The 15,006-nt window shown below is 72.6% G+C and carries 16 protein-coding genes; 5 read left to right on the top strand and 11 right to left on the bottom strand.

Annotated features, from left to right (window positions below; genetic code table 11):
• Positions 1-132 precede the first annotated feature (132 nt).
• Positions 133-1,248 carry a flavin-containing monooxygenase gene (locus AC1DE0_RS17070; protein ID WP_478102775.1) on the top strand — a complete coding sequence of 372 codons (1,116 nt, stop codon included), beginning with the start codon at positions 133-135 and terminating at the stop codon, positions 1,246-1,248.
• Positions 1,249-1,259: 11 nt separating this feature from the next.
• Here AC1DE0_RS17070 and AC1DE0_RS17065 read toward each other — a convergent pair whose 3' ends face one another.
• The 6 genes from AC1DE0_RS17065 to AC1DE0_RS17040 all read right to left on the bottom strand — a co-directional run bounded on the left by AC1DE0_RS17065 (position 1,260) and on the right by AC1DE0_RS17040 (position 8,037).
• A complete protein-coding gene (locus AC1DE0_RS17065) occupies positions 1,260-2,906 on the bottom strand; it encodes a LuxR C-terminal-related transcriptional regulator (RefSeq protein ID WP_478102772.1) in 1,647 nt (548 codons plus the stop codon).
• A 178-nt stretch (positions 2,907-3,084) separates the two neighbouring features.
• Complete coding sequence (nadC, locus tag AC1DE0_RS17060) at positions 3,085-3,969, bottom strand: carboxylating nicotinate-nucleotide diphosphorylase (RefSeq protein ID WP_478102770.1); 885 nt, start codon at positions 3,967-3,969, stop codon at positions 3,085-3,087.
• Entirely contained in the window at positions 3,966-5,744 is a 1,779-nt protein-coding gene (locus AC1DE0_RS17055; RefSeq protein WP_478102768.1) for an L-aspartate oxidase, read from the bottom strand. Before AC1DE0_RS17055 ends, nadC begins: the two co-directional genes overlap by 4 nt.
• A gap of 11 nt (positions 5,745-5,755) precedes the next feature.
• Entirely contained in the window at positions 5,756-6,190 is a 435-nt protein-coding gene (gene panD / locus AC1DE0_RS17050) for an aspartate 1-decarboxylase (protein ID WP_478102766.1), read from the bottom strand.
• A 48-nt stretch (positions 6,191-6,238) separates the two neighbouring features.
• Complete coding sequence (gene panC, locus AC1DE0_RS17045; protein WP_478102764.1) at positions 6,239-7,141, bottom strand: pantoate--beta-alanine ligase; 903 nt, start codon at positions 7,139-7,141, stop codon at positions 6,239-6,241.
• Positions 7,138-8,037 (bottom strand): Rossmann-like and DUF2520 domain-containing protein, encoded by a 900-nt coding sequence (locus AC1DE0_RS17040; RefSeq protein ID WP_478102762.1) that lies wholly within the window; start codon positions 8,035-8,037, stop codon positions 7,138-7,140. Before AC1DE0_RS17040 ends, panC begins: the two co-directional genes overlap by 4 nt.
• A gap of 32 nt (positions 8,038-8,069) precedes the next feature.
• Here AC1DE0_RS17040 and AC1DE0_RS17035 point away from each other — a divergent pair, with 32 nt between their 5' ends.
• Entirely contained in the window at positions 8,070-9,176 is a 1,107-nt protein-coding gene (locus tag AC1DE0_RS17035; RefSeq protein WP_478102760.1) for an SAM-dependent methyltransferase, read from the top strand.
• Between the two features lie 4 nt (positions 9,177-9,180).
• The gene (locus tag AC1DE0_RS17030; protein WP_478102758.1) at positions 9,181-9,735 is read left to right on the top strand and encodes a copper resistance CopC family protein; all 555 of its coding nucleotides are present in this window, start codon (positions 9,181-9,183) and stop codon (positions 9,733-9,735) included.
• 16 nt (positions 9,736-9,751) lie between these two features.
• Here AC1DE0_RS17030 and AC1DE0_RS17025 read toward each other — a convergent pair whose 3' ends face one another.
• A complete protein-coding gene (locus AC1DE0_RS17025) occupies positions 9,752-10,147 on the bottom strand; it encodes a VOC family protein (RefSeq protein ID WP_478102756.1) in 396 nt (131 codons plus the stop codon).
• Between the two features lie 210 nt (positions 10,148-10,357).
• Between AC1DE0_RS17025 and AC1DE0_RS17020 the strand changes: the two genes are divergently transcribed.
• Entirely contained in the window at positions 10,358-11,461 is a 1,104-nt protein-coding gene (locus AC1DE0_RS17020) for an NADH-quinone oxidoreductase subunit D (RefSeq protein WP_478102971.1), read from the top strand.
• A gap of 7 nt (positions 11,462-11,468) precedes the next feature.
• Complete coding sequence (locus AC1DE0_RS17015) at positions 11,469-11,735, top strand: hypothetical protein (RefSeq protein ID WP_478102754.1); 267 nt, start codon at positions 11,469-11,471, stop codon at positions 11,733-11,735.
• 13 nt (positions 11,736-11,748) lie between these two features.
• Here the strand turns inward: AC1DE0_RS17015 and AC1DE0_RS17010 are convergent, their stop codons facing one another.
• From AC1DE0_RS17010 to folP, 4 genes are all read right to left on the bottom strand, one after another.
• Positions 11,749-12,717 (bottom strand): hypothetical protein, encoded by a 969-nt coding sequence (locus AC1DE0_RS17010; RefSeq protein WP_478102752.1) that lies wholly within the window; start codon positions 12,715-12,717, stop codon positions 11,749-11,751.
• Positions 12,718-12,805: 88 nt separating this feature from the next.
• Complete coding sequence (locus AC1DE0_RS17005) at positions 12,806-13,267, bottom strand: DUF3180 domain-containing protein (protein WP_478102750.1); 462 nt, start codon at positions 13,265-13,267, stop codon at positions 12,806-12,808.
• 14 nt (positions 13,268-13,281) lie between these two features.
• Positions 13,282-14,169, bottom strand: a complete 888-nt coding sequence (gene folK, locus AC1DE0_RS17000; protein WP_478102748.1) for a 2-amino-4-hydroxy-6-hydroxymethyldihydropteridine diphosphokinase — start codon at positions 14,167-14,169, stop codon at positions 13,282-13,284.
• The gene (gene folP, locus AC1DE0_RS16995; protein ID WP_478102967.1) at positions 14,169-14,990 is read right to left on the bottom strand and encodes a dihydropteroate synthase; all 822 of its coding nucleotides are present in this window, start codon (positions 14,988-14,990) and stop codon (positions 14,169-14,171) included. The genes folK and folP overlap by 1 nt, the downstream gene beginning before the upstream one ends.
• Positions 14,991-15,006: the final 16 nt, after the last annotated feature.

Below are 15,006 nucleotides of genomic sequence, written 5' to 3'. Positions count from 1 at the left end.
GTGGCCGCCCGAGGATGGTCATTTCAGCCCATCGCACCTCTTCACGAATGGTCATCCTGACCGACGCGACGCACCGGCGCGCCTTCCTACCGTGGCTCCACGACCACAGGAGCTGACCACCGGGAGGACACCATGGAAACCATCGACACCGTCATCATCGGCGCCGGACAGGCCGGCCTCGCCACCGCGCGCGAGCTCGTCAGCCGCGGCCACCAGTGCATCGTGCTCGAACGCAACCAGGCCATCGGCGACGGCTGGCGCCAGCAGTACGACTCGCTGCGCCTCTACACCGCCGCCCGGCACGACTCGCTGCCGGGGCTCCCCTTCCCCGGGGACCCCCGGGCGTTCCCCGGCAAGGACGAGGTCGCCACCTACCTCCAGTCGTATGTCGCCCACTTCCGACTGCCGGTGCGGCTCGGGGTGCGTGTCGAGCGCCTGACCTCGGCCGCGGGTGGCGACGGGTTCGTCCTGACCACCGACCACGGCGACATCCTGTGCCGCAACGTCGTCGTCGCCACTGGCACCTTCGGGCGGACACCGGTCGTGCCCACCTTCGGCGCCGACCTCGACCCGTCGATCCTCCAGCTGCACTCGAGCGAGTACCGCCGCCCGGGCCAGCTGCGTGACGGCTCCGTCCTCGTCGTCGGCGCCTCGCACTCGGGCTGCGACATCGCCTACGAGCTCGCGCAGGACCGGCCCACCGTGCTGGCCGGCCGGGACTGTGGCCAGATCGCGGTGCGCTGGGACTCGCGTGCCGTCCACGTCGTCTTCCCGTTCCTGCTCTTCGCGTGGCGGCACGTGCTCACCCGTCGAACACCGATGGGGCGCAAGGCCATGGACGAGATCCGTCACCACGGCGGTCCGATGCTGCGCGTCAAGCGCGAGGACCTCGCGGCCCGCGGGGTCGAACGGCACACCGACCGGGTCGTCGGCGTCACGCGAGGGCTTCCTACGCTTGCCGACGGCACCGTCATCGAGGCCGCCAACATCATCTGGGCCACCGGCTTCGCACCACGGTTCGACTGGATCGACCTGCCGATCCTCGGGGACGACGGCTGGCCGCGGGAGTACCGAGGTGTGGCACAGGACGTCGAGGGCCTCTTCTTCTGCGGGCTGGCCTTCCAGTACGCGTTCGCCTCCATGGTGCTGCCCGGCGTGGGTCGCGACGCCGCACACGTCGCCGCGCAGATCATGGGGCGGGCAGCCACGGTTCCCTCTTCCACCACACCCATGACGGCCTGGACGTGAGGTGTCGGGCGTCAGAGAAGGTGGTTTTCGAAGGCGAAAGCCGCTGCGGCAGTGCGGCTCCCGACGCCGAGCTTGGTGAAGATGTTGCTGAGGTGTCGGGCCACTGTTCGGTCGCTCAGCACCAGTTCGGCTGCGATCTGCGCGTTGCTCAGGCCGGCGGCCACGAGCCGCAGCACCTCCACCTCGCGCTCGCTCAGACCGGCTATACGATGCGCCTGCCGGGCTGTTCGGTCGCGCACGGTGATCGCACCAACCGCATCGACGTCCGGCTGGGCACCGACCGACACGAAGACCTCTCGGGCCGAGGCGAGCGAACGGCGGGCGGACTCGCCGTCGCCGAGCGCGAGCAGCGCCCTCCCGATGGCAGCCTGCGCGAGAGCGGCCTCGTAGGGCACGTCGAGACGAACCCAGCTCTGGTGCGCCCTGCGCAGGTAGGGCAGGGCGCCTGCCGCATCGCCCGCTGACAGCTCGACGAGCCCACCGGCATACGCCGCCCGCGCCGCGAGCACGTCCGAGCCGAAGGAGCGTGCGTACGCGTCGAGCTCGCCGGCGCAGCCGCGCGCCGTCTCGAGGTCGCCGACCGCGAGGAGTACGGCGACGACGCCGGGGAGCACACGCGTACGCCCCACGGCTGTATGCGTTTCGGCGAGCAGGCGACGCGCGGCGCCCTCGGCCGAAGTCTCGGAACCGCTCGCCAGCCAGAGCAGCGCCGAACCCGGCTGCGGGTCGTGGCCCTGTTCGGCGCTCAGCCCGTACGCGTCAGCGGCGCCCGCGAGGTCGCCGCGCAGGCGTCGTAGGTCGCCGAGCTCCATCGCGGCCAGACCGATGGCCGGGAAGGCACCGCCCAGCCGGTAGCGGTCGATCGCGGCCGAGAGCTCCTCCTCGGCCTCGTCCCACGCCCCGCGCGCCATCATGACCTGCCCGCGGTGCAGCGCGCACTGGCCCGTGAAGGTGACGAGGCCCGGCTGCCGCTCGCACCAACGCTGGAGCACCTGGGTCCAGGCTTCCACGCGGCGCAGGTCCGACACCTCCTGGCAGCCCTCGATGGCGGTGCAGTAGACGTTGCCGAGCAGGATCGGCTCGAAGGTCTGGCCGGCCGCTTCGAGCATCGACTCGTCGAGGAGCGAGATGCCGGCCGCGACGCGACCGCTGTAGATCGCCATGCGTCCCTGGGCACAGAGACCGACGGCGACCAGGCCCTGGTCGCCGTGCCGGCGTCCGGCCTCGGTCGCCCGTTCGGCGCAGCCCAGGGCCGCGGCGAAGTCGCCCTGGCCGAGGTGCACGAACATCCGGGAGAAGGTCAGGTAGCCGGCCTCCAGGCTCTCGGGCGGCAGTTCGGCCACGATCCGTTCACCACGAGCGAGCCAGCCCGACGCGGTCGCGTGGTCGCTGGTCATCCGGTGCACCATCGAGAGGTGGAAGGCGCAGCGTGCGGCCCGCTCGCGCTCGCCCGCGGCGGCACGCACCTCGAAGGCGCGGCGGTAGCGGTCGACGGCATCGCCCGGACGGCCGAGCAGCTGCGCGGCCGACCCGGCGGACTCGAGGTCGCTGGCGGTCAGCCCGTCCGGATCGAGGGACGACCACCGCTCCAGCGCGGCAGCCCACTCCCCGCGCTCGAACTCGGCTCTGGCGCGGACCATCTCGTCGACAACACCCACGTCACCCTCCTTCGTCGCAGGGTACGCCCGCCATCACAGCGCAGCCCCGGGTCAAGCAGCCCACTCGCGGCCTTTCGACTGCGCGGAGGCGACGAACCGTGGCCTCTCGACTGCGCGGAGGCGACGAACAGTGGCCTCTCGACGGGTGAGAGGCAGCCAAACTTGGCCTCTCGACGGTTCAGTCGGTGAGGTCGAGGGCGATGTCGACGATGGGCGAGCTGTGGGTGAGGCCGCCGACGGAGACAAAGTCCACGCCCGTGGCCGCGAAGTCGGCGACGACCTCGACCGTGAGGCCGCCCGTGGCCTCGATCTCGACCGGCTCGCCCGCCGCCCGCAACAGGTCGACGGTCTCGCGCAGCACCTCGACCGACATGTTGTCGCACATGATGAAGCGGGCGCCCGCGTCGTAGGCCTCCTGCGCCTCCGCGGGAGTCGTCACCTCGACCTGGACGTCCACCTCGGGGAAGCGCTCACGCACGAGGGCGTATGCCGCCGCGACCGAGCCCGCTGCCAGCTTGTGGTTGTCCTTGATCATCGCGACGTCGTAGAGGCCCATGCGCTTGTTGGTGCCGCCGCCGCAGCGCACGGCGTACTTCTCCAGCCAGCGCATCCCCGGTGTCGTCTTGCGGGTGTCGAGCACCATCGTCGACGTTCCCTCGAGAGCGTCGGCCCACCGGCGGGTGTGGGTGGCGACGCCCGACAGCCGGCTCAGGACGTTGAGGATGGTGCGCTCGGACACGAGGATGACCTGGGTCGTGCCGGTGAGCCGCGCGATGACGTCGCCGCGGTCGAGCCGCGCGCCGTCGTCGTTGACCACGTCGACGGCCGGCGCCTCCCGCCCGAGCTTCTCGGCCACCGCTGCGAGCACGAGACCGATGACGGGCACACCGGCGAGGACACCGGGCGCACGCGCCACGATCTCGGCCGTGCGCACCTGGTCGGCAGGGATCGTGGCGAGGGTCGTCACGTCGAGGCCGTCGGGACCGAGGTCCTCGCGCAGCGCGACGGTGACGAGCTCGCGGGCCCAGTCCAGCGGGAAGCCACTCAGGCCGTCGGTTGTCACCGGCGCCCCTCCATCCGTGAGTCGTCGTGTGCCACAGCCGATTCGGCAGCAGCCGTGTTGTCAAGATCGAGCCCGACGAGGTTCGACTGCGGCACCGGCACCACCTCGGCCTCGACCACGCCTGACGCGTTGCGCCGCAGGTGCACGTGGTGCAGGAAGTGCTCGTCGTCGCGGGCCGGGAAGTCCTCGCGCACGTGCCCGCCGCGTGTCTCCTCACGGAGCGCGGCGGCATACGTGAGCGCTCGCCCGAGGTGCAGCAGGTTGGTGGCCTCCCAGCTCTTGGGCCCGCCCTGCTTCTCGGCGTCGTCGGTGACGGCACGGGCCGCGATCTCGGCGAGGGCTGCCTGGGTCGAGGCGAGGGACGACGCCGATCGCACTGTGCCCGACCCGGAGGTCATGGCGCGCTGCACGTCGAGGCGCCGCTTGCCGCGGATCAGCTCCGGCTCGCCCGCGGGCTCGACCGGTGCCGTCTCGGGCAGCTCGCCGGCGCCGAGCCGGGCCGTAAGGTCGTCGGCGATGCGGCGGGCGAAGACGAGGCCCTCGAGCAGCGAGTTGGACGCCAGGCGGTTCGCGCCGTGGACGCCCGTGCAGGAGGTCTCGCCGCACGCGTACAGCCCCTCGACGGAGGTGCGGCCGCGCAGGTCGGTGCGCACGCCGCCCGAGGCGTAGTGCTGGGCGGGGGCGACCGGGAGCAGCTGGGTGGCCGGGTCGAAGCCGAGCTCGCGGCAACGCTGAACGATGGACGGGAAGCGCTGTTCGAGGAACTCGGCGCCGAGGTGCCGGCAGTCGAGGTAGACGTGGTCGGTGCCGGTCTCGCGCATCCGGGCGATGATGGCGCGGGCCACGACGTCTCGCGGCGCGAGGTCGGCGAGCGGGTGCTGGCCCTGCATGAACCGGTCGCCCGCCTCGTCGACGAGGAACGCGCCCTCGCCGCGCACGGCCTCGCTGATGAGCGGCTGCTGGCCCCGCGAGCCCTCGCCGAGCCACAGGACGGTCGGGTGGAACTGGACGAACTCGAGGTCGGCGAGCACGGCTCCGGCACGCAGCGCCGCGGCCATGCCGTCGCCGGTCGCGACGGACGGGTTGGTCGTCGAGGCGTAGATCTGCCCGAGCCCCCCGGTCGCGAGCACGACGGCGCGCGCGTGCGCGGCACCGACCCCGTCGACCTGGCCCTCGCCGATGACGTGCAGCGTCACGCCGCAGACCCGCTCGTCGGCGTCGGTGAGCAGGTCGACGACGAGCGCGTGCTCGATGACCTCGATGCCGGGGTCGTCGCGCACGCGGTCGAGCGCGGCAATCAGGGCGCGGCTGATCTCGCGGCCGGTCGCGTCGCCACCCGCGTGCAGGATGCGGTCGCGGTGGTGGCCGCCCTCGCGGGTCAGCGAGAGGTCGCCGCTGTCACCGCGGTCGAAGTCGGCCCCGAGCGCGATGAGGTCCCAGACGGCGTCGGTGCCCTCGGTGACGAGGGCCTCGACCGCGTCGACGTCGCACAGACCGACGCCGGCGACGAGGGTGTCGTGGATGTGCTCACCGGGGCTGTCCTCGGGCGACATGACGGCGGCGATGCCACCCTGGGCCCACGCGGTCGAGCCCTCGTCGAGCACCGTCTTCGTCACGAGCAGCACCCGGTCGACCCGGCGTCGCAGCCGCAGGGCGGTGGTCAGGCCGGCGATGCCCGAGCCGACGACGATGACGTCGGCGGTGGTCGTCCAACCGGGCGCCAGCGCGCGCAGCCGCCGCGACACGGTCACGTCGGGGAGCCCGCTCTGCGGCATACGGTGGCCTCTCAGTCCTGGTAGTCGTGGTGCCGGTCGGTGACGGCGGACGTCATGAGGCCGAAGCCGTCGGGGACGTCACCTGCATCGTGCCCCACCTCGACCACCCGGTTGTGGTCGTCGACGAAGACGACCTGCGGCTCGAACGTACGCGCCTCGGCGTCGTCCATGGCGGCGTACGCGATGATGATGACGGTGTCACCGGGAGCGATGAGCCGGGCTGCGGCGCCGTTGATGCAGACGATCCCGGTGCCTCGCTCGCCTTCGATGGCGTACGTCGTCAGGCGGTTTCCGTTGTCGACGTCGACGACGTCGACCTGCTGGCCCGGCCACAGGTCGGCCGCGTCGAGCAGGTCGCGGTCGATGGTGAGCGAGCCGACGTAGTGCAGATCGGCCTGCGTGACCTTGGCTCGGTGGATCTTCGAGTGGAGCATGAAGCGCTGCACGGTGTCTACTTCCTCAAACTCTCGGGCATCGTTGTGGGAGAAGGGCGCTCAGGTCTGCGAGAAGATCTCGAGCGCTCCCCCGCCGGGTCCGACGAGCACCGGCAGGTTGTCGATCAGACGGGTCGTGCCGACGCGGCCGGCGACCGCGAGCAGGGCCTCACCGCGGTACCACTCGGGCACGTCCTCGAGCGTGTCGGGGTGGACGAGCACCAGGTAGTCGATGAGGGCGAGGGGCTCGCGCACGAGCACCGACCGTGCGGCACGACGCACCGCCGACGGGCCCTCGGTCGCGGCGGCGGCACCCGCGCGCAGGGCCTCTGACAGGCACAGCGCGGTCTCGCGGTCGGACTGCGTGAGGTAGGTGTTGCGGCTCGACATCGCCAGGCCGTCGGCCTCGCGGACCGTCGGCACGGAGACGACGCGCACCGGGAAGTCGAGGTCGCGGCACATCCGCCGGATGAGCAACAGCTGCTGGGCGTCCTTCTGCCCGAAGTAGGCCGCGCTGCACCGCGTGAGGTGCATCAGCTTGCCCACCACCGTGAGCATCCCGTCGAAGTGGCCCGGACGGGCCTGGCCCTCGAGGACGTCACCGAGCGGGCCGGCCGAGACGCGTACGCCCGGGTCGCCGTCGGGGTAGATGACGTCGGGCGTCGGCGCGAAGACGAGGTCGACGCCCGCCGCGGTGCAGATCTCGAGGTCGGTGTCGAACGTGCGGGGGTAGCGGGAGAGGTCCTCCTTGGGCCCGAACTGGAGCGGGTTGAGGAAGATCGTCACGACGACGTGCTGGTGCGTCTTGCGGGCCTGGTGGATGAGGGTCGCGTGCCCTTCGTGCAGGGCCCCCATCGTCATGACGACCGCGACGTCGCCGTCGTCGAGCGCGGACCGCGCCTCGCGCAGCTCGTCGCGGGTGCGGGCCACCACGGGTGCGGTGGGTGCCTCGGGTGGTGTCACGGTTGGTCCTCCTCGTGCGCCAACAGCTCGAGCAGCGGGCCGGCGGCAGACGGGCGAAGGCGCCCGCTGAGCAGGGCCCGCTGTGCCGTCGCTCGCGCCAGCGCGAGGTAGGTCGGCTGGATGTCGGGGGCGACCTTGCGCAGCATCGCGACGTGCCCGGCCACGGTACCGGCATCGCCCCGCGCCACCGGACCGGTGAGGGCTGCGTCACCCCGCTGAAGGGCGTTGGCGAGCGCCGCCGTGAGGAGCGGCTCGAGCAGGCGGGCGGGGTCCTCGACGCCGGTCTCGCCGAGCAGCTGCATCGACTGGGCCACCAGGGTCACGAGGTGGTTGGCGCCGTGGGCGAGGGCGGCGTGGTAGGTGATGCGGTCGTCCTCGGCGACCCACACCGGCTCGCCGCCCATCTCGATGACGAGCGCCTCACCGACCGGGCGCGCGATGTCGACCGTGGTGACGCCGAAGCAGCAGCCGCCGAGCCGCTCGAGGTCGAGGGCCGTGCCGGTGAACGTCATCGCCGGGTGCAGCGCGAGCGGGATGATGTCGCTCGGCGCGGCCGACTCGAAGACGGAGATGCCGTGCGCGCCGGACGTGTGCATGACGAGCTGGCCCGGGGTGAAGGTGCCCGTCGAGCTGAGGCCCGCGACGAGCGGCTCGAGGGCGTCGTCGGGCACGGCGAGCACGACGAGGTGGGCGCCGGACACGACCTCGGGGATCGGCTTGACCGGCACCCCGGGCAGCAGCGTGGCGGCGCGTTCCAGGCTCGCCTCGCTGACCGCCGAGACCCCGGTGACGACGTGGCCAGCCCTCGCGAGAGCTGCGCCGAGCACGGCGCCGACGCGCCCTGCTCCGACGATGCCGACGTCGAAGCGCGCGGGGCGGTCGTGCGGGGTGCTCACCCACGGAACGCTATCGCCTACAGTCCGGAGTCGTGGATCCCGTTCCGTGGCGCGAGGCGTGGCACGACGCCCTGTATGCCGCCGGGCGCGGTTTCTACGTCGCGCGCGGTGGTCCTGCAGCGCACTTCACGACCGCGACCCATGGGGTGACGGGCCGCGCGCTCGCCGAGGCGTTGCTCGGCCTGTGGCATGCCGAGCACGGCGCCCGTCTGCCGTCCGTGGTCGTCGACGTCGGCGCCGGACGGGGCGAGCTCGCAACGCACCTCGTGGCCACGCTCTCCGAAATCCCCTCCGGGTCGAGGTATGCCGTCGCGCCGGGTCGCGAGGAACCACCTCCACCCAGCGACGCCCCCTCCGGGTCGAGGTATGCCGTCGCGCCGGGTCGCGAGGAACCACCTCCACCCAGCGGCGCTAGCGTGCGGATCGTGGCCGTCGACGTCGTGGAGCGGCCCCCGCGGCTCGACCCCCGCATCGAGTGGCTCCGCTCCCCCGGTGGTGCCGCGCTCCCGTCCGGGCTGACGGGCCTGCAGGACGCGTTGGTCATCGCCCACGAGTGGCTCGACGTCGTGCCGTGCACCGTCGCCGAGGTCGACGGGGCGGGCGCGCTGCGCGAGGTGCTCGTCGAGCCTGCCACGGGCGACGAGTCACTCGGTGGCCCCGTGCTCGACGCCGACCGGGCGTGGGCCGCCGCGCACTGGCCTGCCACAGCCCCGGGCGACCGGGTCGAGGTGGGCCTCGCCCGCGACCAGGCCTGGGCCGACCTGGTCGCGCGGGTCGTCTCAGGCACCCTGGTGGCCGTGGACTACGGCCACACGGTGACGGCACGGCCACGCGAGGGGACGCTGACGGCATACGCCCGCGGTGGGCTCGCGCCCCCCGTGGCCGACGGCTCGTGCGACCTCACCGCCCACGTGGCCGTGGACAGCCTCGACGCCGACGAGCTGCACCAGCAGCGCGATCTGCTGCACGAGCTCGGCTTCACCGGCGCGCGGCCCGACCATGCCGGGTCCCGCACCGACCCCCTCGGCTACCTGCGGGCGCTGGAGCGTGCCGGCGCCGAGGCCGAGCTCGCGAGACGGGGCGGCTTCGGGGACTTCTGGTGGGCGGTCAAGCGCGTCGGGAGGCCCGACGTACCCTGACGGCATGCGTCGTCTCGTCTCCATCCTGCTCGGCCTCGGACTCGCGGTGGGGCTGCTCGGGGCGGCACCCCTCGCGGCATCCGCGCACGACGTGCTCGAACGGACCAACCCCGCCGACGGCACGACGGTCTCGAAGATGCCCGCCACCGTGGTGCTCACCTTCTCCGAGGCCCCCCTCACCATCGGCTCGCAGGTGGTCGTGACGGGGCCGTCTGGGCCGGTCTCTTCCGGGGCACCGACCATCGCCGGACGCGACGTCACGCAGGCGGTGGCCCCGAACGCCCCCGGCGGCGACTACACCGTGACCTACCGCGTCACCTCGGACGACGGGCACCCGGTGGCGGGCACGTTCTCGTTCCACGCGACCATCGGCCTCGACGGGTCGACCGCCACTGCGGGCGCCACCGTGCACGTGCGGCCGGTGGACACCGAGGAGCAGGCGGCCGCCCGCGGGTCGCTGCTCGTGCCGATCCTGCTCACCGTCGTCGCCACGATCCTGCTGCTCGGCCTCGCCGGCTACCTCGTGCTCCGCGGCCGCGAGGCCGACCGACGCACCTGACCGATGCACAGCTGGCTCAGTCGGCTTGCGGCAGAGGCTGGTTGAGGAACCACCGGTGGCCGAACGGGTCGTGGAACACCGCGACCCGGCCGATGGGCGGGTTGTCCTCGGGACCACGGTCGACGGTCCCGCCGCCCTCGCGCACCGCTGCGCAGACGCGGTCGACGTCGGCGACGGTGAGGTGGAGCGAGACCGCGTTGCCCCGCGCCGGGTCGGGCGGCGCGACGCCGGCCGACTCGAACTCGTCGGACATCATCCAGCGGGCGCCGTCGACCTCCAGCTCACAGTGCCCGACGTGGCCGTCGTCCATGACGATCGGCTCGAACACGACCTTCGCCCCGAGCCGCTCGCGGTACCACTCGATCGCCGCCCGCGAGTCCGCGACGCAGATGTACGGGGTCAGCTCGCTCATGTCGTCTCCGCTCTGCTCGGCTCGGTGCCGGCACCGCACCGACGCTACGCCGGTCGACGTGCGGAACGGGGCTCACGGCATACTCGGGCGCATGAGCCACGTAGGGTCGACTCCGTGAGCGAGACGACGACGCCGACGAACCAGACGGTGTCCGCGCGCGGCCGAGCGCTGACCGTGGGGGTCGGGGCCGGTGGCCTCGCGACGGCCGACATGGTGCTCAACATCGGCCCGCAGCACCCGGCCACCCACGGCGTGCTGCGGCTGCGCATCGTCGTCGACGGCGAGCGGATCGTCAGCGCGGAGCCGATCATCGGCTACATGCACCGGGGGGCCGAGAAGCTCTTCGAGGTGCGCGACTACCGCCAGATCATCGTGCTCGCCAACCGCCACGACTGGCTCAGCGCCTTCAGCAACGAGCTCGGCGTCGTGCTCGGCGTCGAGCAGATGCTCGGCATGGAGGTGCCCGAGCGGGCCGTCTGGGCGCGCACCGCGCTCGCCGAGCTCAACCGCGTGCTCAACCACCTGATGTTCCTCGGCAGCTACCCGCTCGAGCTCGGCGCGATCACGCCGGTCTTCCACGCGTTCCGCGAGCGCGAGGAGCTCCAGGCCGTCATGGAGGAGGTCTCGGGCGGGCGCATGCACTACATGTTCAACCGCGTCGGCGGCCTCAAGGAGGACCTCCCCGCCGGGTGGATGGGCCGCGTCGACAAGGCGATCGCCAACGTGCGCAAGCGCCTGCCCGACCTCGAACGGCTCATCGTCGGCAACGAGATCCTCGAGGCACGCACCCGCGGCGTGGGGGTGCTCTCTCGCGCGATGGTCGAGGCGTACGGCGTCTCCGGCCCCATCGCTCGGGCCAGCGGGCTCGACGTCGACCTGCGTCGCGATGCCCCGTACCTCGCCTACGGCGAGCTCTTCGGCGACAAGGGCCCAGGCCGCGTCGTCACCCGCTCGGCGGGCGACTGCCTCGCGCGCCTCGAGGTGCTGCTCGAGCAGGTGCACGTCTCGCTCGACCTCGCGCAGGCCTGCCTCGACCGGCTCGTGCAGCTGCCGCAGGGGCCGATCAACGTCAAGCTGCCCAAGGTCCTCAAGGTGCCCGAGGGCGAGATCTACAGCGCCACCGAGAACCCCCTCGGCTTCAACGGCTACTACCTCGTCTCACGCGGCGAGAAGACGCCGTGGCGCCTGAAGCTGCGATCGGCGTCGTTCAACAACGTCAGCGTGCTCTCGGAGATGCTGCCGGGGCAGCTCATCGCCGACATGGTCGCGATCCTCGGCTCGATGTTCTTCGTCGTCGGCGACGTGGACAAGTGAGGGCGTCGTGAACAGGACATCCCGCTCGCGCATGCCGTCCCGTATGCCGTCGCGCTCGCTCCAGCGCGACACCGTCCTGCGCGCCGCAGCCGTCGCCGTCATCACCGCCACGATCACGCTGGCCGCGGCCTGTTCCAACGAGGACACCGTCGACACGGTCCCACCGCCCTGGCCGACCCGCACCACGACGCCGGACGGCCCGCCGAAGCCGCCCACGTCCACGACGACGACGCCGGTCCCCACGTCGACGGGCACGGTCACCGACACCACCTGACGGGCGGGTCCGCTCAGAAGGTGGGCGCCCCGAGGATCCGCTGCCGGCCGGTCCCGATGTCGATGACCGGACGCGAGCCGAGCGGTCGGGCCAGGTGCAGCGTGGCGGGTTTGGAGAAGTAGATCGCAGGGCACGGGGTGTTCTGCGCCGTGAGCTTCGAGGTGCCTCCGACCACCACCATGTCGTCGAGCTCCACGAACTGCGCCGCGAGGTCGACGTCGCAGGCGCCGCCACCGATCCCGACGTCGACGGTGGCACCCTCGACGCGCCTCAACGAGTCCGCCGCATGGAATCCCAGAGCTGCCTGGGGCAGGCCCGGCAGCAATCCCTCTGGCTGCAGGCGCGCGAACACCCCGTCCGCGACGGCAACGACCGAGATCGTGTGCGACAGCCCGTCGACCGTCAGTCGCCAGACCGGAGCGGTGGCATCGCCCTTGGTCGTGCGCACCGTGTCCTCCGTCAGCACCGCCTTGGACACGACGAGCCGGCACTTCGCGCTGGGGATGTCGGCGCAGTCCCTGGGCTTGCTCAGCGCGCCGTCCAGGGCGCGGTCGAGGGCCGGGCGCACGCCGACCACGTCGACCGGGCGCGTGGAGCCGTCCGCGAGGCGGAGCGTCCCCGAGCCGGCCGTGGCCTGGTCGACGCCGGGCGCAAACGTGATGTGGCCATAGCTCCAGGCGATCTTCTGCTCGCTCGTGTCGAAGCCCTCGTCGATGGCCCAGCTCGACAGGAGCACCGGTTGCGTCGGGGCGTGTGGCACACCGGCGCGGCGTACGGCATCGGCGACGACCCTCGCGCGGTCGGCGAACTCGGCCGACGGAGCCCGCACCGGCAACGGCGTCGTGGTGGGGTCATGGAACGACGGGGCCGTCGACACGGCGTCCTGGGCCGGGACGCTGGTGACGGCGCCCGAGCCGCCCTCGACCACAGGGCCTGTGGCCGCGCAGCCCACGAGCAGGCCGGCTCCCATCGCGAGTGTCACGGCCCATCGGCCGCTCCGAGCTGTGCGTGCACCTGCCCCCAGTGGTCCCATGTCATGGATGACACCTGGGGCGGCCCGTTCGTTGCGCTCAGGGGCGGTCGGCGTCGTCGTCCTCGTCGTCGCGCGGCCGCAGCCGGCACCAGGCCTGGACGAGCATCCCCGAGACGGCCAGCAGCAGCGCGACGACGGCGTGCAGCAGGAACGGCCAGATGCGGCCCCGCTGGGACACGACGTCGGCGTCGGGCAGCAGCACGAGCACGTTCGCGACGTACCAGCCGACGAGCACCGCACCGGTGAGCGCGCCTGCCTGGCCCAGCACCAGGGTGCGGGCCGCCCGGAGCGGCGTGACCGCGGGGTTGGGCGAGCCGTCGCGGACCTTGCGCACCTGCCAGCCGGCCAAGAGCAGGCCCCCGCCGAGGAAGAGCATGGCGGCTGCCCCGACCCAGCCCGGCTCGGGCACCGGGGTGCCGCTGGACGCCATGAGTCGCAGCACGAGCCACGCGAGCACCGTCATGGCCACCGCCGCGAGGACGAGGGTCGTGGCGCGCACGCCGGAGTGTGGTCTCACTGCTGCTCCCATCGGGGGCCGGGGCGCACGCCCGACAGGTCGAGGTCGGCCAGGAGGTCTGCCACCGAGCGTATGCCGTCCGCCCCGGGGTCGACCCGGAGCGCGGCCCGCGCGTCGGCATTGCTCCACGGCACGAGCACGAAGGCCCGCTCGCGGGCGCGAGGGTGCGGGAGGGTGAGCGCAGGGGCGTCGCTGACGACCTCGCGGTGGCCCCCGGGCTGGCCGTACTGGATCAGGTCGAGATCGAGGGTCCTTGCGCCCCAACGGATCTCGCGCGTGCGCCCATGGTCGGCCTCGATGCGGTGCAGCTCGGCCAGCAGGTCGTGCGGGTGCAGCAGCGACCGTGCCACGACGACGGCGTTGAGGTACTCGGGCTGCTCCGGCCCGCCCACCGGGTCGGTCGCGACGATGTCGGACACCGACGTCACCGTCAGCCCCGGCAGCGCCGTGAGCGAGGCCACGGCGTCGACGAGCGTCTGCCCCCGGTCGCCGAGGTTCGTGCCGAGAGCGATGACGACGTGGGCGGCGTTGGGGCGCTCCACGCGCACCTGCACGTCGGTGAACGGCTGGCCCACCGGCGCCTCGGGCTTGTGCACGACGACCTCGACGCGGTCGACGAGGTCGTGCCGGAGCACGTCGTCGGCGATGACCTCGGCGAGACGCTCGATGAGGTCGAACGAGGGGCCGGTGATGCGCGCGACCACGTCGGCGGCGACCTCGGCGTAGTTGACGGTGGCGGCGAGGGCGTCGGTGCGACCGGCCGGTTCGAGGTCGAAGAGCATCGTCACGTCGACGACGAACGTCTGCCCGGCGCGCTTCTCGAAGTCGAGCACGCCGTGGTTGCCGCGGGCGGAGACGCCCTGCAGCACGATGCGGTCGGCCATCAGTCGAGGCCCTCCACGTCGGCCGGGGCGTGGTCGAGGGCGGCCTGCACGACCGACAGGGCGCGCACGGTCGAGGCGACGTCGTGCACGCGCACGCACCACAGTCCGGCCATCGCGGCCATCACCGAGGTGGCGGTCGTCTCGACGTCGCGCTCGGCGGCCGGTCGAGGCGTCCCGTCGGCGCCGCGGCCGAGACGGCCGAGGAACGTCTTGCGGGAGGCACCGAGCAGGATCGGGTGTCCGAGGTCGTGCAGAACGGGCAGGGCTGCCATCAGCGCCCAGTTGTGGTCGGCGTTCTTGGCGAAGCCGAGGCCGGGGTCGAGCACGAGGTTGTCCTCGTCGATGCCCCCGGCGAGGAGCGCGTCGCGCCTCTCGGCGAGCTCGCGGCACACGTCCGCGACGACGTCGTCGTAGTCGGCCCGCGTCTGCATGCTGGTGCTGTGCCCGCGCCAGTGCATCGCAATGTAGGGCAGCCGGTTCGCGGCGACCCACGGCACCATCTCGGGGTCGGCCAGCCCACCGGACACGTCGTTGACGATGGTGGCTCCGGCATCGACCGCGGCACGGGCCACGGCCGCCCGCATGGTGTCGACCGAGATCACCGCACCGTCGGCGGCGAGGGCCGTGACGACGGGCACGACCCGGCGCAGCTCCTCCTCGACCGAAGGGCGCTCCGCACCGGGGCGGGTCGACTCGCCACCGACGTCGACGATGTCGGCGCCTGCTGCCAGCACCTCACGGCCGTGCGCGATGGCGGCGTCCTGCTCGAACCACTCGCCGCCGTCGGAGAAGGAGTCGGGCGTGACGTTGACGACGCCCATGACGACCGTGCGGTCA

It is taken from the genome of Terrabacter sp. 05T424, from assembly GCF_056396225.1.
This window is presented reverse-complemented; position numbering and strand designations above follow the sequence as displayed.